This is a genomic window from Novosphingobium sp. NBM11, assembly GCF_015390225.1.
Taxonomy (GTDB): Bacteria; Pseudomonadota; Alphaproteobacteria; order Sphingomonadales; family Sphingomonadaceae; genus Novosphingobium.
The window spans coordinates 3,355,776-3,382,610 of the sequence record NZ_VUOG01000001.1 but is presented as its reverse complement, the minus strand read 5'-3'; the positions used below and the strand labels follow the sequence as shown (position 1 = coordinate 3,382,610).

Sequence of the window (26,835 nt, the reverse complement as noted above, 5' to 3'; positions counted from 1 at the left end):
GAACGCCCCCTTCACAGCCGCCACGGGGCGAGCTGGATCGAAAGATTGATCAGGAAGCGGACATCACCCTTGACCTTCTGCAGCACCGTATCGCGCAGCGGCACCGCCACCACGCCATCGACCCGCACCGCGTCGAACAGCGTGGCGCGCACGCCGGCGCCGGCCGAGAACAGCCGTTGCGGATCGGGCACCCCGGCCACCTTGTCGCGGTTCCAGATCCACGCCGCATCGAAGAAGGCATAGGGCTGGAACGCCGGCTTGCCGGGTTCCTTGGGGAACTGCGAACCGATGCGCAGTTCCGTGCGCAGCCCGATGCCGCTGTCGCCGATGGCCGCCCCCGGATCATACCCGCGCCCGACAGTGTAGTTGCCGCCGGAGAACTGTTCGTAGGACAGCAGGTTGTCGAACGCGTATTGCGCGCGCGGCGCCACCGCGATCGTGACATTGCGGACCGGGCGATAATCGAATTCGCCCGAAGCGCGGATCAGCGACCCTTCGGGATCGCCGCTGAACCGGCTGGGCGTGACCGCGCCGCAAGCCGCCAGCGACAGGCCGGCGCAGCTCTTCGTGGCGTCGAGGATCGACAGGCCGTGCCGCGCCTCGACCGACAGCCCCCAGTTCCAGTGCGGTTCATAGGGGGTGAAGCCATCGCGGCCGAGCAGGCTCTGGCGTGAAAGCCCGTTCAGGTCGAGCCGCACGAAGGCAACTCTCAGCCGGTCCTCGTTGAAGCGGATCGCCCCGAAATCGACCTGCTGGTTGATCAGATCCAGCCCGCCCGAAGCCGACAGGTTGAACGCCTGCCGACGCACGAACGGATAGCGCGCCTCCAGCGAGGCGACCAGCGTGCGCGAATGGAACTGGCTGGCCCCCACGGTGGTGGGATTGGTCTAGGCATAGGTGAAATCCCCGCGCAGCGTGAAGCCTTCGCCGCCCAGCCGCATCTCGTGCCCGATCTGCAGCACTTTCTGTTCGCGGAACTCGGGCGTGGCGAAGAAGCTGACCGTGGTGGTATCGCCCAGCCCCGTCAGCCCGTTGAACTGCGCCCGCAACAGGCCATTGAACCGGCCGACCGCCTTCGAGCCGAAATTCTGGACCGAGAAATCGGCATAGACCGGCGTGCGCCGGACCGAGACTTCGCCGATCACCTCGCCCGGCGCGCCATCCACCGGGCGCAGCGCCAGCCGCACGTCCAGCCCCGGCACGTCCTTGGCCAGCAACAGGTAGCGTTCCGCCTGATAGGTGTTGAACACCGGCTCGGCAGTCAGCTTGTTGAGGTAGCGCAGCAGCGCGCCTTCGGACGCACCCGCATCACCCTTGATCTGGATGCGCGAAAGATGCGCCAGCAGCACGTCCAGCCTGACGTTGCCATCGGTGATCTTCTGCGGCGGCACCTGCACCGCCGCCAGATAGCCGGCGCCGCGCAGCTTGGTGGCGGCGCGATCGCGGATGTCGCAAATGATCGAAACCGGCTGGTCGGTGCCGACGTATTCGCGGTAGCTGTCGGACAGGTCCACGCCCGGGAGCTTGTCCATGCCCGCGAACGTCACGCTCGACAGCTTGAGGCGGATGCCGGCGAAATCGGGCGAAGACAGCGGACACGGCGCGCGCTCGACCGCCGACGTGTCGACCGCGACCGGCCCGCTCTTGTTCAGCGTGCCTTCGGCTACGCCACGTTCGATTTCCTCGCGCGTGGGCGGCTGCGCGCCGACGGGCGCGGGCGGCGGCACCGCCTGTGCCAGTGCCTGCCCGGCGGGAACGAGAAGCGCCGCGGCCAGCGCGGCCGACAGAACTCTGCCTCCGGCGGCAGGCCGGCGGACAGCAGCGGAAACAGGCTCGCTCCCGAACGGGCGCGCTGCGACGTAATCGGGCATCCGATCCGTAACTCCATCAGGCGCGACCCTGTTATGATTATCGGTTGTCAAACAGTGGCGTGATCCGGCCTCGTGCCGCCCATGCCGTGGTTTTCAATGCAGGTGCAATCCCCTGCCTATCCTTGTGCAGCCCCGTCAAGCTGTTCGAGACTGGCGGCCAGCCAATCGAACTGGGCCTTGCACCCGTTGTCGAGCAGGAGCGTTCCCAGCGAGGCGGCGTCAGCCGGCACCGCTTCCGGGTCCAGCATCACCACCTCGAAGTCCACACCCTTGTTCGGATCGCCTTCTTCCGCAACCCGGTAACTGTGCCCATCGAACAATTCCACCTGCGCCCGCGGCCAGGCGACCCCGGCCGTCCGGCTCGGCAGGGCGACCCGCACGGTACCGCCGCCGGCGCTTTCCCCCAGCCAGACAAACCGCCGGGCTTCGGACGCCTTGCGCCACAGATAAAGATCGCTGCCGCGCGGCAGACATACCCGCCCGCCCTGGTCGATATCGGCCAGCCAGATGCTGACCGGGATGGGTTCCGCTGCTTGCCCGCCTTCACCGCCCTGCGCCGGCAATCCGCCGCGCACCGCACCGGCACGCACCGACACCGGATTGCTGAGCGAGCGCGCCAGCAGCGCCGCCGAGCCGGCATCACGGCTGGCCAGCGTGTTCATCGCGAAACTGCCCGCCCCGCGCAGCACCCGCGTTCCCGCGCGATCCAGCACGGTCACCACGTCGCCGGCGCGCAAGGTCACGGTCGCGCCGGCGGGCAGCCGCTTCCCCGGCGGATAGCTGACCGCCGAAGGACCGGTCGATCGCACCACGACCACCTGCGCCAGCGCCATGCCGGACACCGAAAGCCCCAGCGCCAGCACAGTGGCCGCGATCGCGGATTTCAGCCTGCCTGTTTTCAGCCTGCCTGTTTTCAGCCTGCCTGTTCTCAGCCTGCCCATCGTGCCTGCCCCCTTCATCCGCCCGACGCCTGCGGTGCGGCGGAATTGGCGATGACGTCAAGTTGCGCGTTGCAGCCGTTGTCCGCAAACACCGATGCCACGGCCATGTCCTCGGATGGGACACTCGCCAGCAGTTTCAGCCGGATGTTCACGGTCGGGCCGACCGGGTTGCTGAAGGTATAGCTCTGCCCGTCCACCACCGGCACCGATGCCACCGGCCAAAGCTTCAGCGCGCTGCCGGCCTTCCAGGCGACGTCGGCCATCGAACCATCGGCGGAGAGCAGCTTGCCCGCGCCTTCGCTCGCGCGATTGGGTCGCCAGAGGACCACCGCGGTCGGATCGGCCACGCAGAACGTGCCGCCCTTGCTGACATCGACATACCACACGCTATCGGGCGCGTTCGCTTCCGCGGTCGATGCCGCCAGTGGCGCGCCGCGCACCGCCCCCGTCCGCACACGGGCGCCGGGGGTCCGCACGGTCAGGCTGGCAAGCGCGCTGCCCGCCGTTTCGTCGCGGTTGATCGCGCCGTTGAGCGCGAAGGAACCAGGACCGGACAGTACCCGCGTGCCGGCCTTGTCGAGCACCGTCAGCCGATCGCCCGCGCGCAGCGTGACACTGGCGTTGGCGGGCAGTTTGCGCCCTTGCGGATATTCGGCGGCGGAAGGCCCGGTCGATCGCACGACGATCGCCTGGGCCAGCGCGGAACCGGCCGAAAACAGGCATCCCGCAGCCATCAGCCCCGCGACGACGGCCTTGCGCGTCTTCGTGTCAGCCAAGGACATAACTTTCTCCCTTATGCGTATGCTGCAATCTCTGGAGGAGATTGAGCACTGCATCGTCTGAATGCGCCATTTCCAGCAGCTTGTCTGTGAGTCCAAGCACACGGTCGCTGTCCCCGGCGTCGTGCGCGGTTATCAGATCGGCCACCGCGGCGCGTTCCGCCGCGGGCATGTCGGGCAGCGGTTCGAACACGTCGACCGGCGTGGCGCGACCGCGCAGCGTGATCGTTCCCATCGGGCGGAACCAGTCGAGCCCGGATCGCTCCATCGCCGCCCGGCTGACCAGCACGGTGGTGTCCAGTGGCTTGTTGGCGCCTTCCAGCCGCGCGGCGGTGTTCATCGCATCGCCCAGCGCGGTGTACTGGATGCGGCCTTCCCCTCCGAAGTTGCCGACGATCGCCTCACCATAATGCAGCCCCACGCGGGTGCGGCCGATCCGGGGCACGCCTTCGGGCACGTTCTTGCGAAATTCCTCGCCAGCCAGATACATCGCGTAGGCCGCGCGGACGGCGCGCTCGCCATCGTCGGGATAGGCGATCGGCGCGCCCCAGAACGCCACCACGGCATCGCCGACGAACTTGTCCAGCGTGCCACCATATTGCAGGACCACCGCGCTCAGGCGGTCGAGATAATCGTTGAGCAGCCGGGCGATCACTTCGGGTTCGACCGCGTGAGTCAGTTTGGTGAACCCTTCGAGATCGCTGAACAGGCAGAATATCTCGCGCTTTTCGCCGTGCAGCGACAGCCGTTCGGGATTGCGCATGATTTCCGAAGCGACCGAGCGCGGCAGATACTTGCCCAGCGCCCCTTGCGCGAATTCACGCTGTGCGGCGTTGATGGCGCGCAGCGCCGCGCTGATCGCGGTATAGGCGATCAGCCAGCCAACGAGCCAGCCCATCGCGGGCATCCGCAGCGTATCCATCCCCGCCCGCTCGATCAGGAACGGCAGCCCCAGGAACAGGCCGAATTGTCCGATCACCGCCAGCGCCAGCAGCCAGGTGCGCGTGCGCACCGCCGCGGTCACCGCGCCGAGGCCCACCGCCAGCAGCGCCGCCAGCACCTTGATGGCCACCGGCGGCGGCAGCGTCAGCGCCTTGTCGAGCAGTTGCGCCAGCATGCTGGCGTGGACTTCCACGCCGATCATGCGGGTTTCGCCGGTCACCGGGTTGCCGGTGCGGGTGAAGGGTGTGTCGAACTGGTCGAAGTCCGAGAAATCGCCGCCGATCAGAATGTAGCGCCCCTTGATCGCATCGGCGACCAGCGGCGCGGTTTCCGGATCGGCCAGCAGGTCGATCGGGATCTTGTCGAATACCGGGCGATCGCTCGCCGTCGGGGACCGGAAACGGATCGGCCCCATGTACGTCGCAAAGCGCGGATCGGCATCCCCCGCCACATGCTGCGTCATCGCCACCGAAAGCAGCGGCGGCAGGCCGGGATACTGCATGGGCCACGCCCGCGCGACACCATCGTTGTCGGTTTCCAGCAGGATGCTTGCCGGCTTCACGTTTGCGGTCTGCGCCGCCGAGATGAAGCGGCGCAGGTCCTGCTCCTGTTCATAGGTGATCGCGTCGCGATTGGTCCGGTTGTCGGCATAGGCCAGGAAGACCGGTGTCTTCATGCCTTTCAGCGTCGACTGGAGCAGTGGGTCATCGTCCTGCGGCGAATCGAACAGGATGTCGATGCCCACGCCTTTCACCCCGATGCGGTCGATCTGGGCGAGCGCTTTGGCAAGGATGGTGCGATCGACCGGCGATATCTGACCCGTGGCGCGGTTGGTATCGGCGGTATAGACGACCATGGCGATGCGCTTGTCAGGGTCGACGCGCGGCGCGAAGTTGGCCGCCCGAATATCGTAGAGCGCGCTTTCCGCATCGCGCAGCAGCGGAATTTGCCAACTGAACAACGCCGCGAACAGCGCCGTCGCCAGCAGCAGCACCGCCACGGCCACACGCTGGCGGCCAAGCTGCGCCACGCCGCGCCGAAAGCGGCGGCCCCAGTCAGACACGTCCATCAAGGCCGATTTCGCCTCCGGCATCCGCTTACCGGACTCTTCCGGCGGCGGTTCCGGAACCGGCACCCGCCGGCGCCGCATCGCGCAGCAATGGCCGCGCCGCATCGCCGATCACCGCGAAGCCCGCCCAGTAATAGGGGTGCGAGGTATCGACATCGTCCATCAGCTTGCGCTGGGCTTTCAGCAGCGCCTCGCCCGAGCTTTCGCCCGGCACCGCCTCGAACAGCCCGCCGATCAGGCGGGTCGTGGCCATGAAGTCATCGGGGGCGGGCCAATGGCTGGCCAGCACGGCGCGTCCGCCGGCACCGATGAACGCGCGCACCAGCCCTTCCAGCGCCGATCCGCCGCCGGTCGCCAGGCCGGTTTCACGCGTCACGCTGATGTCGGCCTGCCCGGCCGTGTCGCAAGCGGACAGGATCACCAGATCGGCATCAAGCTTGAGATCGAAGATCTCCGAGAAGCTGAGCAGCCCGTCGGAGCCGGTCGGGCCGAACGACGTGAGCAGCGCGGGCCGGGTCGGGCAATCGTCCCGCGGAGGCGTAACCAGCCCGTGCGTGGCGAAATGCAGGATCCGGAAATCGGCCAGATCGCGCCGCGCCTTGATCGCGGTGTCGGAGAACGCCGCGCCGATCATCAGATCGGTGCCTTCGTTGCGCAGCACCTTCTGCGCGCTGACCAGTTCCTCCTGCGAAATCGGCCGGTTCCACGCGGCCAGCGGCCAGTCGCAGCCGCTGCGGTCCATCTCCGCCTCCATGCCGCGCATCCGCGCCACCTGGATGGCCCCTGCCCCGGACACCGTGGCATTGTGCCCCAGCCCGAGATAGGCCGAATGCGCCTTCGACAGCGGCTGTTTGCGCGACTCCATGAAGGACCGCGCCGAAACCGACGTGGACACGATGCGGTCACGCCCAAGCCATGCCACCCCGCGCATGTCGAACGGATCGCCCGCGGGATTGTCCGCCTGCTTCTGATAGGCGGCGAGCGAGGCGTCATCGGTGATGAGCAGGTTCGCCGGCAGACTGAGCAGCGCCCCGTCCGGCTCGAAGATCAGGTGATGCACCGAGGCCATGTCGGCAGCGACAGGATCGAACAGCGCGCGATAGACGCCGCGCGCGTCCTTCACGTCGAACGGATTGGTCACGTACTGGCGGCCATCGAACTTGGAGATCGAATCGCGCATCCGCGCAACCGCCGCCTGGATCTCGCCGCCAGTCATCGGCACGCGATAGGCGACCGCCTTGTCCTTGGTGGCGAAGTACACGAACACGTCCGGCCCCAGCGCGGCCATCTTCACATAGGCTTCACCCGGTGCCAGCCCCGCCTTGAGCTCGGCTTCGGGAATGGCGCGCTGAGACACCACGCGATAGCGCGCGAACGCGGCAAGCTGGACGACGGTGGTCTGCTCCTGCGCCTCCAGATCCTGGATCATCTGCTGCGCCTGCGCGATTTCGTCCTTGCGGGACGCGGCGTCCTCCAGCCTCTGCAGCGCGGCGAACTGCATCCGCGCGCGTTCGATCGAGCGGCCAAGGCTGACCGACTGGCGGAACAGCCGCGCGGCATCGTCGCTGCCCGCCGACAGCTCGCGCGACAGCACCGCCTGGGTTTCGGCCACGCCGGGGCGGACAATGATCTGCGACGCGGCGAGGAAATCACCGCTCGCCGCCGGATCGGTGCCCATGCGCGCGACCAGCATGTCGAGATAGGGCGACATCTGGCGCGAGAGACCGGACAGGCCGTTGCGCCGCTCGATCGAGCGGGCCACGACATCGTGATAAAGCTTCAGCGCCTCGTCCTGCTTGCCGTGGCGCGTGAGGAAGGACGCGAGCCGGGCCTGCGTGACGGCCAGGCTGCGCGTATCGGGGTACTGGACGCCGACGATGTCCATCGCCCCGCGCAGCAGCGCCTCGGCTGAGGCAAGCTTCCCCTCGCTCTCGTCGATCGCGGCCAGCTCGGTCATCATCTGCGAACGCATCCGCACGATCGAGACCACACGGCCATTGCGGATCGCGATGGCGCGCTCCAGCCCCTGCCGCAGCGCTTGCCGCGCATCGTCGTTGCGCCCGAGCAGACGCAGCGCCGATCCCTTCAGGTGCAAAGCCTGCGCATCGAGAATCAGGGAGCGTTCGTCCTCGGTCAGCTTGAGGTCGTCGACCATGCCGATCGCGCTGGCGGAATTGTCGGAGGAATTCACCCGTCGCGCCACCGATGGCGTCAGTTCCATCCGCTCGCGCAGCGCGTCCGCGCCGGTCGCTCCGATCGTCCGCAAGGGCACGCCCAGCCGGTCGAGCGCTTCGGCGTATTTCTCGCGGTTGAGCAGGTGGATCGCTTCATAATTGCGGCGCAGGCGCTCGACCGCAGCGGTGCCTGCCGGCATGGCGTCAGCGCGCGTGAACAGCGCCTCCGCTTCGGCGAACTGGCCAAGGTTGGAGCGTTGCAGCGCCGCGTTCACGAGGAACTCGACACGATCGATCGGCACATCGCCTTGCGACGCCTGCCGCTGGTCCAGCGTTTCGAAATAGGCGGCAGCATCGGCATAGTCGCCCGAATTGTTCCGGCGATAGCCTTCGGCCAGGGCCGTGGCGGGATCGAGCGTGAGCGCCTGGATGCGGGCATAGGCTTCGGAATCGTCGATCGACGTCGTGGCGACCTCGATCGGTTCGTCCAGCGCCTTGTCCGCCATGATCGACCGGACCGCCAGCGAAAGCGCGCCGTGATACGCCGAGAAACCTTCTACGATATAGGTCACCTTGCCGCGATCGGCACGCAAGACTTCGTAACCGAGTTCGGGCGAGCGCCAGCGGCAGTCCTCGCGCGACCAGGAAGCCGGCGCGGCCGGCAGGGCGCCCGTGCAATCGACCGAGGCGCGGCGCCGCTCCGCCAGCCGCACGGCGGGATCGCCCGCATTGTTCCGCAGCGCGAAGACATAGCCGACGGGCAGCGCCGAATCGCGGCACACGATCGCCCACGTCCGGTCGAACGCGCCGGCGTTGGCGCTATCCCCGGTGCGTGACTGTACCTGGCACAGCGCGCTTCCGCCGCCGCTTCCCAGCGGGAAGCTGTCCCTGAGCAACAAGGAGTCGCCCTGTGCCTGGGCCGTGCCGCCAGCAAACAGGCCGCAACCTGCCACGCCCAGCAACAGCGCCTTCAGCGCCGCCTTGACTCCGCGTACGGCGCCAGTCGCCGCTCCTGCCGAATGATACCGCATATGCGCTCCCCATGGCCGGACGGCTGCCGCCGTCGCTCCACGCCAGATAAGCGCGACCCCGCTTTGTAATTATGCTTGCTGGCACACCATAGAAGGATTTCCCAGCCGGTGCCAACAGCCTCGCGTAGTAGCGGGCATAAAGACGGCGCGATTGTATGAACACGACGGACCGGAACGTTCCGGCGCGGCGTCCGTCAGAAACCCTCGAAGGTCAGGACTTCCGCGAGCGGCGCGCGCGGCACCGGGAACCGGTTGACGACAGCATCGGCATCGCCATGCCCGATGGCAAGGCCGCAGAAGAAGATGTCATCCTGCGGAATCGCCACGCATTCGCGAATCTGCCGCTGATAGACCGCCCAGGCCTCTTGCGCGCACGAATCGAGTCCTTCTTCGCGCAGCAGCAGCATCACCGTCTGCAACCACATGCCGATGTCCGACCACTGCGGCGGCCCCATCGTGCGCGGCGTGTGGATCAGCATCAGCACCGGCGCGCCGAACGCGCGGAAGTTGTCCATGAACTGCGTCAGCCGCCCGCGCTTGTCCTCGCGCGCGATGCCCAGCGCGGCATAGAGCGCCTCGCCCACGCCGAAACGGCGCGCTTCGTAGGGGCCGGACAGTTCCGGCGGATAGATATCGTATTCCGGGGCATGGGCCGCACGGCCTTGAGGGATCACCGCCGCCACATGCGCGAACAGGCGTTGCAGCGGCTCGCCTGTCAGCACCAGCGCGTTCCAGGGTTGCACGTTCCCGCCCGACGGCGCGCGCTGCGCCTTTTCCAGCACGCGTTCCAGCACCGCCCGTTCGACCGGATCGGGAAGAAAGCGACGGATGGATCGGCGGGTGGCGACGGCCTCGGACACCGTGCGAGCGGGGGTAGCGGGGCGGGATGGCGTGCTCATAGGTATTTAACTGATCGATTAAAACGAGCCCGTCAATCGTCCTCGAACAGGTCGGCCAGTTGTTCCACCATCGTGCCGCCAAGCTGTTCGGCATCCATGATCGTCACCGCGCGGCGATAATAGCGCGTCACGTCATGGCCGATGCCAATGGCGACGAGCTGCACCGGCGACTGCTTTTCGATCCAGTCGATCACCTTGCGCAGATGCTGCTCGAGATAGCCCGCGCTGTTCACCGACAGCGTCGAATCGTCGACCGGCGCGCCGTCCGAAATGACCATCAGCACGCGCCGGTCCTCGGGCCGTGCCAGCAGACGGGCATGCGCCCACAGCAGCGCTTCGCCGTCGATGTTTTCCTTGAGCAGCCCTTCACGCATCATCAGGCCAAGGTTGCGCCGGGCCCGCCGCCACGGTTCATCAGCCTTCTTGTAAATAATATGCCGCAAATCGTTGAGACGGCCGGGATTCGCCTGCCGCCCGGCGGCCAGCCACGCCTCGCGCGATTGCCCGCCCTTCCAGGCGCGGGTGGTGAAGCCGAGAATCTCCGTCTTCACCCCGCAGCGTTCCAGCGTGCGCGCCATGATGTCTGCGCTGATCGCCGCGATCGAGATCGGCCGCCCGCGCATCGAGCCGGAATTGTCGATCAGCAGGGTGACGACGGTATCCTTGAACTCGACATCGCGCTCCACCTTGTAGGACAGCGACTGCCCCGGCGAGATCACGACGCGCGCCAGCCGCGCGGCATCGAGCAAGCCTTCTTCCTGGTCGAAATCCCACGAACGGTTCTGCTGGGCCATCAGCCGGCGCTGAAGCCGGTTGGCAAGCCGTGTGACGACGCCCTGCAACCCCTTGAGCTGGGTGTCGAGGTAGGCGCGCAGGCGGGTCAGCTCCTCCTCGTCGCACAGGTCCGTCGCGGAGACCACTTCGTCGTAGACGGTGGTGAAGGCCTTGTAGTCGAAATCATCGGGCAGGTCGGTCCACGGCCGGTTCGGGCGCGTCGGCAGCATGCCTTCCTCGCCCTCGTCGGCCATGTCGGCGTCGGCCGCGTCCTCGGGACTTTCGATGTCCTGCTCGGTATCGGTTTCCTCGTCGCCCTCCGTCGTCTCGCCCGCGGCCTCGACCGGCTGGCTCTCGGCGTCGCTCTCCGAATTGTCCTGCTCGTCCTCGCGATCGTTTTCCTGATCCTCGCCCTCGTCCTCCTCGGTCTCGGGCTGGTCGGGATTGGCGGCCTGGGTCAGTTCGAGATGCTGGAGCATGTCCAGCGTGAGATGCTGGAACGCTTTCTGGTCTTCGAGCGCGGCGGCCAGCGCATCGAAGTCGCCGCCCACGCGCTGTTCGATCCAGCTGCGCACCATCGAGGTACCGAGCTGCGCGCTGGCGGGAATCGGCTGGCCGGTCAGCCGTTCGCGCAGCAACAGCGCGACCGCTGCCTGCAAGGGCACATCATCGGGCTTGGCCGCGCGCGCGATGGGATCGGACGCCATCCGCATGGCCAGCGCGGCGTCCAGATTGCCGCGCATCCCGGCATAGCCGTCCGACCCCAGCGCCTCATACCGGACCTGCTCGACCGCGTCGTAGCACGCCCGCGCTACCGCCTCGTTCGGCGCGCCGCGCTGATGCAGCACGGGATCGTGATGGCGCAGCCGCAACGCCATGGCATCGGCGAAACCCCGCGCCTCGGCCACCTGCGCGGCGGGCAGCGATCGACCCGGCATAGGCAGGCGGAAATGCGCGCCGGACTGGCTGGGCGCATCCGCCGTCCAAGCGACGTCCACTTCCGGATCGTCCGACACCACGCGGGCGGTGCCGGCAAGGACGGAGCGGAACTGATCGAGGGGCGTTTCTTCGGCCAAGGTCTTTGCGTTCTTTCAGTGGCCGCGCGCCCATCCCGGCAGGCGCGCGGCGTCATTTCCCGGTTCAGCCGATCTTCTGGCCGGTCTTTGCCCAGTCGGCAAGGAAGCCTTCGATGCCCTTGTCGGTCAGCACGTGCTTGAACAGGCCCTTGATGACCGCGGGCGGGGCGGTGATCACGTCCGCGCCGATCTTGGCGGATTCCAGCACATGCACGCCATGGCGGATCGAGGCGACGAGAATCTCGGTGGCGAAGGCGTAGTTGTCGTAGATCAGGCGGATATCGCGGATCAGTTCCATGCCGTCGAAGCCGTTATCGTCATGCCGGCCGACGAAGGGCGAGATGAAGCTCGCCCCGGCCTTGGCCGCAAGCAGGGCCTGGTTGGCCGAGAAGCACAGCGTGACGTTGACCATCGTGCCATCGCCGGTCAGCTTCTTGCAGGTCTTCAACCCGTCGATCGTCAGCGGCACCTTGATGCACACGTTGTCGGCGATCTTCCGCAGGATTTCCGCCTCGCGCATCATGCCTTCGTGATCGAGCGCGACCACTTCGGCCGAGACCGGGCCTTCGACAAGACCGCAGATTTCCTTCGTAACCTCTATGAAATCCCTGCCGGATTTGGCAATCAACGAAGGATTCGTGGTCACGCCGTCGAGCAGGCCGGTGGCGGCGAGGTCGGCGATTTCGGCGGTATCGGCAGTATCGACGAAGAACTTCATGGGTGTGGTCCTGACCGGAAAGTGATTCCCTCACGCCTATAGCGCGTGGCGGGCGCAAGTGTATCCCCATGCCAGAGGCTGCGCCCCTTTGCCCGTGCACGATCCGCCCCATATAACCATCCACGAATGAACCGCGTCCGCTGCCTCGTCTTCAACGCCGCCCTCGGCCCGCTGGACTACCGCGTGCCCGATGGCATGGCGGTGGAGCCGGGCTCGGTAGTGGTCGCGCCGCTCGGCCCGCGCCAGATCATCGGCGTGGTGTGGGAGGCAGAGCGGCTGCCCGGCACCGAGGTTCCCGATTCGAAGCTGCGGCCGCTTCTCGCCGTGCTGCCGGTGCCGCCCCTGCCTGCGCCGCTCCGCCGGCTGATCGAATGGTGCGCCGACTATTACCTCGCTCCGATCGCTTCGGTTGCGCGCATGGCGCTCTCGAGCACGGCAGCGCTGCGGGGCGGCGGCACCGTCACCGAATACCGCCTGACCGGGCGGGAACCGACTGGACGGCTCACTCCGCAACGCGCGCAGGCGCTGGACCTGCTGATCGACCAGCAGGCGACGATCCGCGAACTGTCGGAGATCGCCGGCGTTTCCGACGGCGTCCTGCGCGGGATGGTCAATGCCGGGCTGCTCGAATCCGTGCTGGTGGACAGCGACCGCGCCTACCCCGCGCCCGATCCGCGCCATGCCGTGCCGGATCTTTCGGACCAGCAGCGCGAGGCGGCAGCCAAGTTCGTCGCGGCGGTGGAAGAGCATGCCTTCCGTCCGTTTCTGCTCGATGGCGTGACCGGTTCGGGCAAGACCGAAACCTATTTCGAAGCCATCGCCCGCGCGATCGGCAAGCGGCAGCAAGTGCTGGTGCTGCTGCCCGAAATCGCGCTGACCGAAAGTTTCCTCAAGCGCTTCGAGGCGCGCTTCGGCGCCGCGCCAGTCACCTGGCATTCCTCGCTCAAGTCCTCCGAGCGCCGTCGCGCCTGGCGCGCCATCGCGGGGGGTGACGCGCGCGTTGTGGTGGGCGCGCGCTCCGCGCTGTTCCTGCCCTTTGCGCGACTTGGACTGATCGTCGTCGACGAGGCGCACGAAATCTCGTTCAAGCAGGACGATGGTGTGCGCTACAACGCGCGCGACGTGGCGGTGATGCGCGCCCGGTTCGAAAGCGTGCCGGTGATCCTCGCCAGCGCCACCCCCGCGCTCGAAAGCCTGCAGATGGCCGAAGCCGGCCGCTACGAGCGGGTGGTGCTGCCCGATCGATTCGGCGGAGCGTCGCTGCCCGATATCGCAGTGGTCGATCTGCGCGAACAGCAGCCGCCGCGCGGCCACTGGCTTGCGCCTGCGCTGGTGGAAGCGCTGAAGGACCGGCTGGAAAAGGGCGAACAGTCGCTGCTGTTCCTCAACCGGCGCGGCTACGCCCCGCTCACGCTGTGCCGCAACTGCGGCTATCGCTTCCAGTGCCCGAACTGTTCCGCCTGGCTGGTAGAGCACCGCCTGTCGCGCCGGCTGGCCTGCCACCACTGCGGGCACGAAGTGCCGACGCCCGACAAATGCCCCGAATGCGGCGAGCCGGACTGCCTTGTCGCCTGCGGGCCGGGCGTGGAACGCATCGCCGACGAGGTGGCGGAAATCCTTCCCCAGGCGCGGGTTGCACTGGTAACTTCAGACACGTTGACAAGTCCTGCCAAGGCCGCCGAATTCGTGGAGCAGGCATCGAACAAGGCGATCGACGTGATCGTCGGCACGCAGCTCGTGACCAAGGGCTATCACTTCCCCGACCTGACGCTGGTTGGGGTGATCGATGCCGACATGGGCCTGGAAGGCGGTGATCTGCGCGCGGCGGAGCGCACCTATCAGCAGATCGCGCAAGTTGCCGGGCGGGCCGGGCGCGGCGAGAAGCCGGGCGAAGTCCTGATCCAGACCCGCCATCCCGAGGCGCCCGTGATCGAGGCACTGGCCAGCGGCGACCGCGACGCTTTCTACGCCGCCGAGACCGAAGCGCGCCGCGACGCCGGCGCACCCCCGTTCGGGCGCTGGGCGGCGATCATCGTCTCGAGCGAGGAAGAGGCCGAAGCGCGCGAGGCGGCGCGCGCGATCGGCGGCACCCGTCCGGAGCTCCCCGACGTGATGATCCTTGGCCCCGCCCCGGCCCCGCTTTCGCTGCTGCGCGGACGCTATCGCTACCGCCTGCTTGTCAACGCGCGCCGCTCCACCGAATTGCAGCGCGTGATCCGTGCCTGGCTGGACCCGTTGCGCTTCCCGCAAGGCGTGCGCGTGGCCGTGGACATCGATCCTTACAGCTTCGTCTAAATCCGATCGAAAAGCCCGTTGCAAACGGCTGAAACCTTGTGAAACTTGCCGCGATCTTGGCGGGGGAAACAAGGCGAATGCGCATTGGGATCACAAGGTTGGCGGTTTTGGCGTCCGGACTGCTGCTAATGGGAACAGTGCCTTCGCACGCGGCGGCCTGGTATCGCGCCCGTACAGCGCATTTCGTGATGTACGGCGATGGCGATCCCAAGGCGCTGCGAGTGCTCGCGCAAAAGGCGCAGAAGTTCGAGACGGTTCTCAACGATCGCTACAAGGCGATATTCGACCCCGATACCCCGCCGATCGACATATACATCCTGCGCTCGCAGGAAAACGTCGCCAAGCTGATGGGAGGGTCCAAGACCGCCGCGGGTTTCTACAAGCCGGACACCGAGGGCAGCATCATCCTCTCCAACCGGGAAGGCGCCAGCAACGAACTGGATCTGGACCGTGATTCCACGCTTTTTCACGAATACACGCACTATTTCATGCTGCACAACTTCGTCAGCGCCTATCCCGCGTGGTTCACCGAAGGCTTTGCCGAACTGCTGGCGACCGTGGAATTCCCGGCCAAGGGCGGGTACGAAATCGGCCGCCCGCCGAAGTACCGCGCCTACGGACTGTTCATGAGCACACCGGTGCCGATCACGTCGATTCTGGGCGAATCGTCGTTCAGCGGCAACGCTGAACAGCTGGACTTCCGCTATGGCCGGTCGTGGCTGCTGACCCACATGCTGGTGGTCGGCACGAAGCGTAAAGGCCAGATGGATGCCTACCTGAACCTGCTCAACACCGGAACGGCGCTCCCCGAGGCCGCGCAGCAGGCGTTTGGCGATCTGGCCCAGTTGGACAAGGATCTCGACAAGTACCGGTCGGGACGGCTGACCTACTACAGGTTCGATATGCCCGCTTCGGACGCCCCCGAACCGGCCATCGAGCAACTGGACGCGGTGGAAACGCAGCTCATCCCCTATCGCCTGATGCGCCGGGCCGGCGACGATGCCGCTTCGGCGGTCGAACCACTGGCCCTGATCGCGCAGGCCAACCCCACTTCCGCGTCGGCTTGGTTCGAATTCGCCCGCGCCGCCACCGTTACCGCGAACGAAGCTTCGGACAGCAGTGCCAAGGCGGCTCTGCGGCAACGCGCCGCCGACGCACTGGATCGCGTGCTCGCGCTCGATCCAGCGCATGTTCGCGCTCTGCTCTACAAGGCCGAGGCGCAGGCCGAACATCTGCACTTCATCGGCAATAACGATCCCGCGCGCTGGAAGGAAGTCGGCACGCTGCTGCGCAGGGCGAACGCGGGCAATCCCAACGATCCGCTCGTGCTGTATCAATGGTACAGGAATTTCGGGTTGCGCCGCGAGGCACCTCCGCAGAATGCTCGGGACGCGCTGGCTCGTGCATTCCAGCTTGCGCCCGACGTGACGGATATCCGCGTCGCCTATGCCTTTGATCTTGCCCGGCATGACGATTTCACCAACGCGCTGGCGGTGGTCCGGCCCATCGCTTTCGACCCGCACAATGCCCAGGCGGGAATCTCCGTGCTCCTATCGTTGCGGGAAATGCAGAAGCACCGGGATCAGGAGAAGAAGGACGGCAAGGCCTCGGTCAACGCAGCGCACTGAAATAGCGCCTGTCATCCGCTTCCTTGCCGGGCCGGACTGCTGCTTTCCCGCCCGGAATCAAGCGCTTTCGCGTTCCAGCAGCGCGCGCTTGATGTCGAGGCCATAGGCATAGCCCCCCAGCGTGCCGTCCGAACGAATCACCCGGTGGCACGGGATCAGCACGGCGATGTTGTTCGCGCCGTTGGCGGACCCGGCCGCTCGCACGGCGGAGGGCTTGCCCACCGCGGCGGCGACTTCGGCGTAACTGCGCGTTTCACCCGGCGGAATGCGGCGCAGTTCGCGCCACACCGCCTGCTGGAACGCGGTGCCATCCACATCGAGCGGCAGGTCCGGCATTTCCGCCGGACGGTCGCAGGCGGCGATGGCCGCTTCGCGCAGGACCGCCACGTATTCGCCGCCGCGCACCAGCGTGGCATGGGGAAAGCGGGCGCGCAGATCAGCCTCGTCCTCGTTGAACGAAAGCCGGCAGATTCCCCGCGCGGTTGCCGCCAGCAGCATGGGCGCAAGGCTCGTCTCCGCGATGTCCCAGTGAATCTCGACGTTCGCGCCGCCGTTGCGCCAGGCCGATGGCGTCATCCCCAGTTCCTTTCCGGTTTCCGCGTAAAAGCGGCTGGGCGCTGCATAGCCCGCCGCATAGATCGCTTCGGTCACGTTGCCCGTCGCCTCAAGCGCCCGCCGCGCCCGTTCGGCCCGCCTTTCGCGCGCATAGCGGGCGGGCGAAAGGCCGGTTTCGCGCTTGAACAGCCGCTGGAAGTGGTGCGGCGCATAGCCGACCAGGGCCGCCAGTTCCTCAAGCCTGGGCGCGTTTTCCTCCTGCAACAGCGCCACCGCCCGTTCGACCGCGATGCGATCGCGGCCGACCTCGTCGGGCAGGCAGCGCCGGCAGGCCCGGAAGCCCGCTGCCCGCGCCGCCTGGCCATCGGGATAGAACACCACGTTCTCGCGCCGGGGGCGCCGCGCCGGGCAGCTCGGCTTGCAGTAGATACCGGTAGTCAGCACCGCGCCAACGAACCGCCCGTCCAGGCTGCGGTCCCGCCGCTCGAACGCGCCATAGGCCCAGTCGAAATCGATGCCGGAGCCGCTTCCGGCGGCCCCGTAAGGCGTGCTGTCGATCAGGGCTTCGGGCGATGTCATGGCCCCCTTCTATCGCCATCGCATGGCAGCCGCTTCCCGAAACTTGCGGTCAAAGCAAAACGGCGCGAGAACGCTCGGCTATGCCGAGCATCCGCCGCACCGCCCGCGTCATCGCCCTTCTGCTCCTTGCTTTTATCGCCATTCCGGCGCCCGCGCTGGCCGATCCCGCCGACATCGCGGCGGCGAGCCGGAGCGTGGTCCGCGTGGTCATCATCCAGAACGATGGCAGCGACGCCCAGCTCATCACGCACGGCAGCGGCTTTGCCATCGCGCCCGATCTGGTGGTGACCAACGCGCATGTCGTCGAGCAGCTGCGCCAGGACGATTCGCTGATCGTGGGTGTGGTGCCCGCCGAAGGGCGCAGCGGCTATCAGGCACGCCTTGTCGCCTATTCGCCCCGCAACGATCTGGCGCTGCTGAGAATCGACGGCAAGGCCGCGCTTTCGCCGGTCACCCTGTTTTCGGGCGCTCCGGCGGACAGCGCCGAAGTCTATGCCGTCGGCTATCCAGGCAACGTCGATCTGGCGCAGGGCCTGTCGATGGCCGATCTGGTGACGCCGCAGGCCCCCGTGAAAGCACGCGGTTACGTTTCGGCCGGGCGCACGTCCAAATCGTTCGACACGCTGTTGCACACAGCCCCCATCGGCGCGGGCAATTCGGGCGGACCGCTGTTCGATTCGTGCGGGCGCGTGCTGGGCGTGAACAGTTTCGGCACCGTCAGCGACAACAGTACCGATTCGGCGTTCTATTTCGCCATTTCGATGCGCGAACTGGCCGCCTTCCTGAGACAGGCCAAGGTGGAAGCCCACGTCAGCGGGCTCCCCTGCACCTCGATCGCCGACCTCGACCGCGCCGAAAGCGAACGCGCCGCCAGCGATCAGGCCCGCCAGGCCGCCGATGCCGAAGCGAGGAGCGCCACCAAGGCGAAAGCTCTGGAAAAAGCGCGTCGCGATGCGGAAATCGCGGTTCTTTCGGAACGCGACAACGGCATGGCGCTGGCGGCCTTGCTGCTGGTGGCGGCGCTGCTGGCCGGCGGCAGTGCCTTGCTGTTCGCGCAGCGCGACGAGGCACGCAACGTCCGGATCGCGGGCGGCGCCGGGGGCGTGCTGCTGCTGGCCGCGATCGTGACCTGGCTGGTGCGCCCCTCGCTCGAATCGATCGAGGCGCGCGCGGAGGACATCCTCGCCACCGCCAGCCCGACGCCCGGCGCCACGCCATCGGGCGGGGCAACCGACGGCACCGGGCGCCTGGTCTGCGTGATCGACACCCAGCGCAGCCGCGTCACCGTTTCGGACATCACCGACGTGCCGCTGGCATGGAGCGCGGACGGCTGCGTCAACGGCCGGGCGCAATATGGGCTGGCCCAGGACGGCTGGACGCGAATCCTCGTTCCGGACAGTGAGGAGACGATTTCGGTCAACCGTTACGACCCGGCGACGCGGACCTACATTGTCGAGCGGTTCCTGATGAGCCTTGATGACATGAACAAGGCGCGTGCCGAACGGAAGAAAATCGTAGCCCCGGCGTGCGGCGCCCCGACCGACGCCGCGCGCCGCTTTGGCGAGGCGCAGCAGGCGATCAAGGCGCTGCTTCCGGCCGAACCGAACGAGCGGATGCGCTATAACTGCCAGCCACAGCCCTGAGAGTCCGTTTCAAAGCCGGCCGGCGCGATACGATCCGTAACGAATACGATTGCGCGACCTAGGTCGAAGGCGCGAAACTCGCATCTTGTAATACGACGGTTACGTTGCTAGGCGCGCCCCGTCTGCGGGCTACCACGTGTTAAAGCGTGTGCGTGGCCCAATCGGCTTATCCGAATGAAGGGGGACCTGAGCGCGTGGAAGTTTCCAGCGGCATTACGGCCAGTCTGCAAGGGCGTTACGCATCGGCGCTCTATGATCTGGCGCGCGAGCAGGACGCCGTTTCCACCGTGGAAGGCGATCTCGAAAAGCTGTCTGCCGCGATCCGCGAATCGGCTGATCTGGCCGCGCTGATCCGCAACCCGCAAGTCAGCCGCGAAGCCGCCGGCAAGGTCGTCGAGGGAATCGCCAGCCTGCTGGATCTGGCGCCGCTGACGAAGAACTTCCTGGGCGTGCTGGCCGGCAACCGACGCCTGTCCGCCCTGCCCGACGTGGTGCGCGCCTTCTCGGCGATCGCCGCCGCCGCGCGCGGCGAGGTGACGGCCGAAGTGACCACGGCGCACCCGCTCGACGCCGCGCAGCTTGCCGACCTTTCGGCCAAGCTCAAGGAACGCGAAGGGCGCGACGTGAAGGTAAAGGCCAGCGTCGATCCCGAAATTCTGGGCGGTCTTGTCGTGCGCATCGGCAGCACGATGATCGACAGCTCCATCCGCACCCGTCTCAATTCTCTCGCCCAGGCGATGAAGGGCTGAAAAGCCCCACAGGTTCTACGAAAGGCTGAACATGGAAATCCGCGCCGCTGAAATCTCGAAGGTCATCAAGGACCAGATCGCCAGCTTCGGCACCGAGGCCCAGGTCTCGGAAGTCGGCTCCGTGCTGTCCGTGGGTGACGGCATCGCCCGCATTCACGGGCTGGACAAGGTCCAGGCGGGTGAAATGGTGGAATTCACCAACGGCGTGAAGGGCATGGCGCTCAACCTCGAAGCCGACAACGTCGGCGTCGTGATCTTCGGCTCGGACGCCGAGATCAAGGAAGGCGATACCGTCAAGCGCACCGGCACGATCGTGGACGTGCCCGTGGGCAAGGGCCTGCTGGGCCGCGTCGTCGACGCGCTGGGCAACCCGATCGACGGCAAGGGCCCGATCGAGGCCGCCAGCCGCCAGCGCGTGGAAGTCAAGGCGCCGGGCATCATCCCCCGCAAGTCGGTGCACGAACCCGTGCAGACCGGCCTCAAGGCGATCGACGCCCTCGTTCCCGTCGGCCGTGGCCAGCGCGAGCTGATCATCGGTGACCGCCAGACCGGCAAGACCGCCGTCGCCATCGACACCTTCATCAACCAGAAGGCCGTCAACGCCGGCACCGACGAAGGCAAGAAGCTCTACTGCATCTACGTCGCCGTCGGCCAGAAGCGCTCGACCGTCGCCCAGATCGTCCGCCAGCTCGAAGAGAACGGCGCGATGGAATATTCCATCGTCATCGCCGCCACCGCTTCGGAACCGGCGCCGCTGCAGTACCTCGCGCCCTACACCGGTGCGACCATGGGCGAGTTCTTCCGCGACAACGGCATGCACGCCGTGATCGTGTATGACGACCTTTCCAAGCAGGCCGTCGCCTATCGCCAGATGTCGCTGCTGCTCCGCCGCCCGCCGGGCCGTGAAGCCTATCCGGGCGACGTGTTCTATCTCCACAGCCGCCTGCTCGAGCGCGCCGCGAAGATGAACGACGAGAACGGCGCAGGCTCGCTGACCGCGCTGCCGATCATCGAAACCCAGGCGGGCGACGTTTCCGCCTACATTCCGACCAACGTGATCTCGATCACCGACGGCCAGATCTTCCTTGAAACCGGCCTGTTCTACCAGGGCATCCGTCCGGCCATCAACGTCGGTCTCTCGGTGTCGCGCGTCGGTTCGTCGGCGCAGACCAAGGCGATGAAGAAGGTGGCCGGCTCGATCAAGCTGGAGCTCGCGCAGTACCGCGAAATGGCGGCCTTCGCGCAGTTCGGTTCGGACCTCGACGCTTCGACCCAGAAGCTGCTCAACCGCGGCGCGCGCCTGACCGAGCTGCTCAAGCAGCCGCAGTTCTCGCCGCTGGGCTTCGAAGAACAGACCTGCGTGATCTTCGCCGGTACGCAGGGCTACCTCGATGCCGTGCCGACCAGCCGCGTGACCGAGTACGAAGCCGAGCTGCTCAGCTTCCTGCGTACGAGCCATGCCGACCTGCTCGGCCTGATCCGCGACACCAAGGACCTGGGCGACGAAGCCAAGGGCAAGCTGGTCGCCGCGCTCGACGCGTTCGCCAAGCAGTTCGCGTAACACACGTCATCCCGGCGCAAGCCGGGATCTCGTGCCGCCAGGTACGGCCTAGTGGATAGGGACCCCAGCGTTCGCCGGGGTGACGAATTGGAGAAAATTGAGTGGCTTCGCTGAAGGAACTCAAAGGCCGGATCAACTCGGTCAAGTCGACCCAGAAGATCACCAAGGCCAAGCAGATGGTCGCGGCAGCCAAGCTGCGCAAGGCGCAGGCGGCGGCCGAGGCCGCGCGCCCCTATGCCAGCCGCCTGGCCGAAGTCATGGGCAGCCTTGCCGCCAAGGTCGCCGGGCAGGACAACGGGCCGCTGCTGATGCGCGGCACCGGTTCCGACCAGCGCCACCTGCTTGTCGTGGTCAACACCGACAAGGGCCTGTGCGGCGGCCTCAATTCGAACATCGTCAAGGAAGCCAAGGCCCAGGCCCGCGCGCTGATCGCCGCCGGCAAGACCGTGACCTTCTACCTCGTCGGCAAGAAGGGCCGCGCCCCGCTGCGCCGCGATTATCCCAAGGCTATCGCGGAGAACTTCGACACCAGCACGGTGCGCACGCCCGGCTTCGACGAAGCCAGCGCGATCGCGCACCAGATTCTCGCCATGTTCGAAGCGGGCAAGTTCGACGTCGCCCACCTCGTGGCGCCGAAGTTCAAGTCGGCGCTGGCGCAGGACCCGGTGACCACGCAGATCATCCCGGTTCCCGCCCCCACCGCCGCCGCCTCGGCTGATGCGGTGGTGGAGTACGAACCGGGCGAGGAGGAAATCCTCGAGGAACTGCTGCCGCGCTACGTCACCACGCAGGTGTTCGGCGCGCTGCTGGAACGCGAAGCGTCCGAACAGGGCGCGTCGATGACCGCGATGGACAATGCCACGCGTAACGCCGGCGAGCTGATCAACAAGCTGACCATTCAGTACAACCGCAGCCGCCAGGCCGCGATCACCACCGAACTCATCGAAATCATCGCGGGCGCAGAAGCGCTCTGACGATCGGGACAGAAGGCAAGGAAAGAACCATGGCCACCGCAGTAGCGACCTCCACCGGCAAGATCAGCCAGGTCATCGGCGCCGTCGTCGACGTGAGCTTCGATGGCGAGCTGCCGGCGATCCTCTCCGCGCTCGAAACCGACAACAACGGCAACCGCCTCGTTCTCGAAGTGGCGCAGCACCTGGGCGAAAACACCGTCCGCACCATCGCGATGGACTCGACCGACGGTCTGACCCGCGGCCAGCCGGTGAGCAACACCGGTGCGCAGATCTCGGTGCCGGTCGGCCCCAAGACGCTGGGCCGCATCATGAACGTGATCGGCGAACCGATCGACGAACGCGGCCCCGTGGGCGCGGACCAGACCGCCCCGATCCACGCCAAGGCTCCGGAATTCATCGACCAGTCGACCGAAGCCGCGATCCTCGTCACCGGCATCAAGGTGATCGACCTGCTCGCCCCCTATGCGCGCGGCGGCAAGATCGGCCTGTTCGGCGGCGCCGGCGTGGGCAAGACCGTGCTGATCCAGGAACTGATCAACAACATCGCCAAGGGCCACGGCGGCGTCTCGGTGTTCGCGGGCGTGGGCGAACGCACCCGTGAAGGCAACGACCTCTACCACGAGTTCCTCGACGCCGGCGTTATCGCCAAGGACGCCGACGGCAACCCGACGCCGGACGGCTCGAAGGTCGCCCTCGTGTTCGGTCAGATGAACGAGCCCCCGGGCGCCCGCGCCCGCGTCGCGCTTTCGGGCCTGACCATGGCCGAATACTTCCGCGACCAGGAAGGCCAGGACGTGCTGTTCTTCGTCGACAATATCTTCCGCTTCACCCAGGCGGGTTCGGAAGTCTCGGCGCTGCTCGGCCGTATTCCTTCGGCCGTGGGCTACCAGCCGACGCTTGCCACGGACATGGGCCAGCTGCAGGAACGCATCACCTCGACCACCAAGGGTTCGATCACTTCGGTTCAGGCCATCTACGTTCCCGCGGACGACCTTACCGACCCGGCGCCGGCCGCCTCGTTCGCGCACCTTGACGCGACGACCACGCTGAACCGCGCGATCTCGGAACTCGGCATCTACCCGGCGGTCGACCCGCTCGACTCGACCTCGCGCGTGCTGACGCCCGCCGTTGTCGGCCAGGAGCACTACGACACCGCGCGCCGCGTTCAGGAAACGTTGCAGAAGTACAAGTCGCTGCAGGACATCATCGCGATCCTGGGCATGGACGAGCTTTCGGAAGAGGATAAGCTCACCGTCGCCCGCGCCCGCAAGATCCAGCGCTTCCTCAGCCAGCCGTTCCACGTCGCCGAAGTGTTCACCGGCATCAGCGGCAAGTTCGTGCAGGTCGAAGACACCGTGCGTTCGTTCAAGGCTGTCGTGGACGGCGAATACGACCACCTGCCCGAAGCCGCGTTCTACATGGTCGGCGGCATCGACGAAGCGGTCGCCAAGGCCAAGAAGCTGGCCGAAGAGGCCTGATGCTCCGGTAAGCCCCTCCCGCCTGCGGGAGGGGTTTGGGGTGGGCAAGTGCCGCACCCCTGCCCACCCCCGGCCCCTCCCGCAAGCGGGAGGGGAGAAGAGGTTCAAGATGCTGCACTTCGAACTCGTCACCCCGGCCCGCCTCGTCCGTTCGGAAGAGGTCTACATGGTCGTCGTTCCCGGCACCGACGGGGAATTCGGTGTGCTGGAAGGCCACGCGCCGTTCATGTCCACGGTCAAGGACGGCACGATCAAACTCTTCAAGAGCCAGGGCGCCGCGCCGGAGGAAATCCAGGTCCAGGGGGGCTTCGCCGAAGTCAGCGCCAAGGGGCTGACCGTGCTGGCGGAGCACGTCGAGGGCTGACGCCTCTCGCGCTTGCCGGGCTCGGACCCATGAAAAGGGCCGCTCCTTTCCGGGAGCGGCCCTTTTCGTTTTCCCGGTCGCGTCAGCCTTACCAGCTGCCGGTGTTGGGCATGCTGGCCCACGGCTCGGCCGGTTCGAGATGCCCGTCCTGCAGCAGTTCCACCGATATGCCATCGGGCGTTTTCACGAAGGCCATGTGCCCGTCCCGCGGAGGGCGGTGGATGATGTGGCCGGCATCGGCCAGCTTCTGGCAGGTTTCGTAGATGTTCTCGACGCGATAGGCGAGATGGCCGAAATTGCGGCCTCCGGAATAGGTTTCGCCTTCGCCGTCCTCGGGCGGCCAGTTGTAGGTCAGTTCCACTTCGGCCACGCCTTCCCCGCCGGGCGCGGCCAGGAAGATCAGGGTGAAGCGGCCCTTCTCGCTTTCCATCCGGCGCACTTCGTGCACGCCGATAAGCTCGAAGAAGCGGATGGTGGCCTCCGGGTCGGTCACCCGGATCATGGTATGCAGATACTTGGTCACGCAGCACTCGCTCTGTCTGGAGGACGTCCGCGCCCAAGGTAGTGCCCTTCCCCGCCAAACCCAAGGGCGGTGCGCGGAAAGGTTTTCCCAAACGAAAGGCCAGCGCCGATTTCCGGCGCTGGCCCCCGCGTCATCCTGCCTTTCGGCCGGAAGGTTAGAAGCTGGCGGTTACCGAGAACACGCCCACGGCCTTGGCCGCGCGATAGGTTTCGAAGGGCGAAGCCGTGCCGGTCTGGTCGGCGAAAGGCGCCGCCGCCGCATCCGACTTGCTGACGTTGGTGCCGACGACCGAAGCGTCGAACGTCAGGTTCTTCCAGGTGAGGCTGGCACCCACGTTGTAGTCGATGTACTGCTTCGTGTAGTTGAAGCCGCCGCCGGTGTGGCCCAGGTGCGAGTGCAGCGTGATCGGCGTGCCCGGAATGCCGCCGCTGAGTTCACCATAAACATAGGTGCTGTGGTGCGTCGGCGTCGCATCGAGCACGGTCTGCTTCGGAGCGAAGAACACGCCCGCCTTGGCATTGACCGGGCCGACCGTCTTGGCGAGCGAGCCGTAGATTTCGTAGTAGTTGAGGCCCGGCGCACCCGGATAGATATAGCCATAGAGACCCGCGTCGATCGTCACGCCGCTGCTGCCCAGACCGTGGGTGTAGCCGCCGTAAACGTCGATTTCGGTGCCGCCGATGTTGACCGTGCTGTTGCCGGCCGAGGCGCTCGACCCCCAGGTCGAAACGTAGAAGCCCGAGCTGTGGGCCACGGTGATCGCACCCTGAACCGCCGGGCGGTTGTTCGACTGCGAGATGCCGCGGAACCGGTACTGGCTGACCACGGCGGCGCTTCCGGTGATCTTGAAATCGCTCGGCGGTGCGGTCTCGTCCGCCAGAGCGGGCGAAGCAGCGGCCAGCGTCGAGACGAGAAGAGTCGAGGCCAGAAGGGCCTTGATGGACGTACGCATGAGCATTTCCTTTTGCTTGTTCTTGACGCGTCGTCCCGCCTGCGGAGCCCCGCCGGTCTCGTATATCTGGACCGGCTTTAGGCTTGCCGGCCGAGAAGTGCATTTCCGTGCTGCAATGCACAAGATGAAAATTGCCTGATGTTGCCCGATTGTAAATGAATATGTCTTTTCTGCATCATCAAGCGCAATCCGCTTGTTTCGCCTCGCGGCACTGCGCATATCTGTTGCTGGAATCCCGGAAAGTCATGATCAGCACGCTCCGTTCCCTGTTCCGGCCGCTGTTACGGCGTCGCGCCACGGATGCTGCCACGATGGTGTCCTGGGCGGCGGTTCCGCCTGGCCAGCGCCTCTATGCGATCGGCGACATCCACGGGCGGCTCGACCTGTTCCGGACGATGATCGACCGGATCGACGCCGACGACGCGGCCCGCGATCCGGCCGAAACAACGGTGATCCTGCTGGGCGATCTGGTCGATCGCGGCCCCGACAGTGCCGGCGTGATCGACGCGGCGCGGACATGGGGCCGGCAACGCCGGGTCCGCCTTGTCCAGGGCAACCACGAGGAGATGTTCCTCGGCAGCTTCGACGACGACGAAACGCTGCGCCATTTCCTGCGGTACGGCGGCCGTGAAACCCTTGCCAGCTATCAGATAGATCCGGACGCGGGCGACCATGCTGCCATGGCGGATCTGCGCAAGGCCATGGCGACACGCGTGCCCCCGGCAGACATCGCCTTCCTGCGGGCGATGGAAGAACGCGTCCACATCGGCGACTACCTCTTCGTCCACGCCGGGATCCGCCCGGGCGTGCCGATCGCCGAGCAGACCGGATCGGACCTGCGCTGGATCCGTGGCGAATTTCTCCAGGACCGGTCGGTTCGCGAATTCATGGTGGTGCACGGGCACACGATCGTGGACGAGCCGGAATTCACTCCCAACCGCATCGGGCTGGATACCGGAGCCTTTCAATCCGGCCGTCTCACAGCCATCGGCCTCGAAGGCACGCGACAGTGGCTGGTAACGGTGTCGGACAACGACCCGACCGGAATTTCCTGACCAGGGCGGTGCCGCGCCATTGGCGAGGCCGCTCTGCATCGAAAATTCCTGCTGCGTTGCAGTATGGCAACATATGCAATAATATTACGCAAAATGACCGCAGGGAGGACCTTTTGCGTCTTCTCTTCGCCAAAGATCGCACATTTTTTCCGCGTGCGTCGGCACATGTCGTCACAATGTCTAAACATTGCAATATCGGTGTCAT

21 protein-coding genes are annotated in these 26,835 nt (G+C 66.5%); 9 read left to right on the top strand and 12 right to left on the bottom strand.

The features are described from left to right. Window positions 1-11 precede the first annotated feature (11 nt). The 9 genes from F1640_RS16530 to fsa all read right to left on the bottom strand — a co-directional run bounded on the left by F1640_RS16530 (window position 12) and on the right by fsa (window position 12,274). On the bottom strand, window positions 12-872 hold the full coding sequence (locus F1640_RS16530; protein ID WP_194920176.1) for a ShlB/FhaC/HecB family hemolysin secretion/activation protein: 861 nt from the start codon (window positions 870-872) through the stop codon (window positions 12-14). A gap of 15 nt (window positions 873-887) precedes the next feature. After that, window positions 888-1,871 carry a ShlB/FhaC/HecB family hemolysin secretion/activation protein gene (locus tag F1640_RS16525; RefSeq protein WP_194920174.1) on the bottom strand — a complete coding sequence of 328 codons (984 nt, stop codon included), beginning with the start codon at window positions 1,869-1,871 and terminating at the stop codon, window positions 888-890. Between the two features lie 116 nt (window positions 1,872-1,987). After that, window positions 1,988-2,830 carry a hypothetical protein gene (locus F1640_RS16520; RefSeq protein ID WP_194920172.1) on the bottom strand — a complete coding sequence of 281 codons (843 nt, stop codon included), beginning with the start codon at window positions 2,828-2,830 and terminating at the stop codon, window positions 1,988-1,990. Next, window positions 2,827-3,588, bottom strand: a complete 762-nt coding sequence (locus tag F1640_RS16515; RefSeq protein ID WP_194920170.1) for a hypothetical protein — start codon at window positions 3,586-3,588, stop codon at window positions 2,827-2,829. The genes F1640_RS16520 and F1640_RS16515 overlap by 4 nt, the downstream gene beginning before the upstream one ends. Further along, window positions 3,581-5,602: an adenylate/guanylate cyclase domain-containing protein gene (locus F1640_RS16510; RefSeq protein WP_124808057.1), complete on the bottom strand. Its 2,022-nt coding sequence runs from the start codon at window positions 5,600-5,602 to the stop codon at window positions 3,581-3,583. Before F1640_RS16510 ends, F1640_RS16515 begins: the two co-directional genes overlap by 8 nt. A gap of 28 nt (window positions 5,603-5,630) precedes the next feature. Next, window positions 5,631-8,807, bottom strand: coding sequence for a CHAT domain-containing tetratricopeptide repeat protein (locus F1640_RS16505; protein WP_194920169.1), 3,177 nt, complete (start codon window positions 8,805-8,807; stop codon window positions 5,631-5,633). A gap of 194 nt (window positions 8,808-9,001) precedes the next feature. Further along, on the bottom strand, window positions 9,002-9,706 hold the full coding sequence (locus tag F1640_RS16500; RefSeq protein ID WP_194920167.1) for a nitroreductase: 705 nt from the start codon (window positions 9,704-9,706) through the stop codon (window positions 9,002-9,004). 32 nt (window positions 9,707-9,738) lie between these two features. After that, on the bottom strand, window positions 9,739-11,556 hold the full coding sequence (gene cobT, locus F1640_RS16495) for a cobaltochelatase subunit CobT (protein WP_194920165.1): 1,818 nt from the start codon (window positions 11,554-11,556) through the stop codon (window positions 9,739-9,741). A gap of 64 nt (window positions 11,557-11,620) precedes the next feature. Next, window positions 11,621-12,274 carry a fructose-6-phosphate aldolase gene (fsa, locus tag F1640_RS16490; RefSeq protein ID WP_124807997.1) on the bottom strand — a complete coding sequence of 218 codons (654 nt, stop codon included), beginning with the start codon at window positions 12,272-12,274 and terminating at the stop codon, window positions 11,621-11,623. 126 nt (window positions 12,275-12,400) lie between these two features. On the opposite strand from fsa, the gene F1640_RS16485 reads away from it, so the two are divergent. Together F1640_RS16485 and F1640_RS16480 are read left to right on the top strand one after the other, a co-directional pair. Then, window positions 12,401-14,569: a primosomal protein N' gene (locus tag F1640_RS16485; RefSeq protein WP_194920160.1), complete on the top strand. Its 2,169-nt coding sequence runs from the start codon at window positions 12,401-12,403 to the stop codon at window positions 14,567-14,569. Between the two features lie 128 nt (window positions 14,570-14,697). Continuing rightward, window positions 14,698-16,197 carry a hypothetical protein gene (locus F1640_RS16480; RefSeq protein WP_194920159.1) on the top strand — a complete coding sequence of 500 codons (1,500 nt, stop codon included), beginning with the start codon at window positions 14,698-14,700 and terminating at the stop codon, window positions 16,195-16,197. A gap of 57 nt (window positions 16,198-16,254) precedes the next feature. On the opposite strand, the gene F1640_RS16475 is transcribed toward F1640_RS16480, so the two are convergent. After that, complete coding sequence (locus F1640_RS16475; RefSeq protein WP_194920158.1) at window positions 16,255-17,331, bottom strand: bifunctional transcriptional activator/DNA repair enzyme AdaA; 1,077 nt, start codon at window positions 17,329-17,331, stop codon at window positions 16,255-16,257. An 80-nt stretch (window positions 17,332-17,411) separates the two neighbouring features. Here F1640_RS16475 and F1640_RS16470 point away from each other — a divergent pair, with 80 nt between their 5' ends. From F1640_RS16470 to F1640_RS16445, 6 genes are all read left to right on the top strand, one after another. Beyond that, the gene (locus F1640_RS16470) at window positions 17,412-18,974 is read left to right on the top strand and encodes a S1C family serine protease (protein ID WP_255530392.1); all 1,563 of its coding nucleotides are present in this window, start codon (window positions 17,412-17,414) and stop codon (window positions 18,972-18,974) included. 194 nt (window positions 18,975-19,168) lie between these two features. Further along, window positions 19,169-19,723 (top strand): F0F1 ATP synthase subunit delta, encoded by a 555-nt coding sequence (locus tag F1640_RS16465; protein ID WP_124808002.1) that lies wholly within the window; start codon window positions 19,169-19,171, stop codon window positions 19,721-19,723. Between the two features lie 31 nt (window positions 19,724-19,754). Further along, a complete protein-coding gene (atpA, locus tag F1640_RS16460; RefSeq protein WP_124808003.1) occupies window positions 19,755-21,284 on the top strand; it encodes a F0F1 ATP synthase subunit alpha in 1,530 nt (509 codons plus the stop codon). Between the two features lie 101 nt (window positions 21,285-21,385). Continuing rightward, the gene (locus F1640_RS16455; protein ID WP_124808004.1) at window positions 21,386-22,258 is read left to right on the top strand and encodes a F0F1 ATP synthase subunit gamma; all 873 of its coding nucleotides are present in this window, start codon (window positions 21,386-21,388) and stop codon (window positions 22,256-22,258) included. Between the two features lie 29 nt (window positions 22,259-22,287). Continuing rightward, window positions 22,288-23,736, top strand: a complete 1,449-nt coding sequence (gene atpD / locus F1640_RS16450) for a F0F1 ATP synthase subunit beta (protein ID WP_124808005.1) — start codon at window positions 22,288-22,290, stop codon at window positions 23,734-23,736. A gap of 109 nt (window positions 23,737-23,845) precedes the next feature. Next, window positions 23,846-24,100 (top strand): ATP synthase F1 subunit epsilon, encoded by a 255-nt coding sequence (locus F1640_RS16445; protein ID WP_194920155.1) that lies wholly within the window; start codon window positions 23,846-23,848, stop codon window positions 24,098-24,100. An 88-nt stretch (window positions 24,101-24,188) separates the two neighbouring features. Here the strand turns inward: F1640_RS16445 and F1640_RS16440 are convergent, their stop codons facing one another. After that, window positions 24,189-24,623, bottom strand: a complete 435-nt coding sequence (locus tag F1640_RS16440; protein WP_124808007.1) for a VOC family protein — start codon at window positions 24,621-24,623, stop codon at window positions 24,189-24,191. A 154-nt stretch (window positions 24,624-24,777) separates the two neighbouring features. Beyond that, a complete protein-coding gene (locus F1640_RS16435) occupies window positions 24,778-25,575 on the bottom strand; it encodes a TorF family putative porin (RefSeq protein ID WP_124808008.1) in 798 nt (265 codons plus the stop codon). 245 nt (window positions 25,576-25,820) lie between these two features. Here F1640_RS16435 and F1640_RS16430 point away from each other — a divergent pair, with 245 nt between their 5' ends. Continuing rightward, window positions 25,821-26,630 carry a metallophosphoesterase family protein gene (locus F1640_RS16430; RefSeq protein WP_194920153.1) on the top strand — a complete coding sequence of 270 codons (810 nt, stop codon included), beginning with the start codon at window positions 25,821-25,823 and terminating at the stop codon, window positions 26,628-26,630. Window positions 26,631-26,835: the final 205 nt, after the last annotated feature.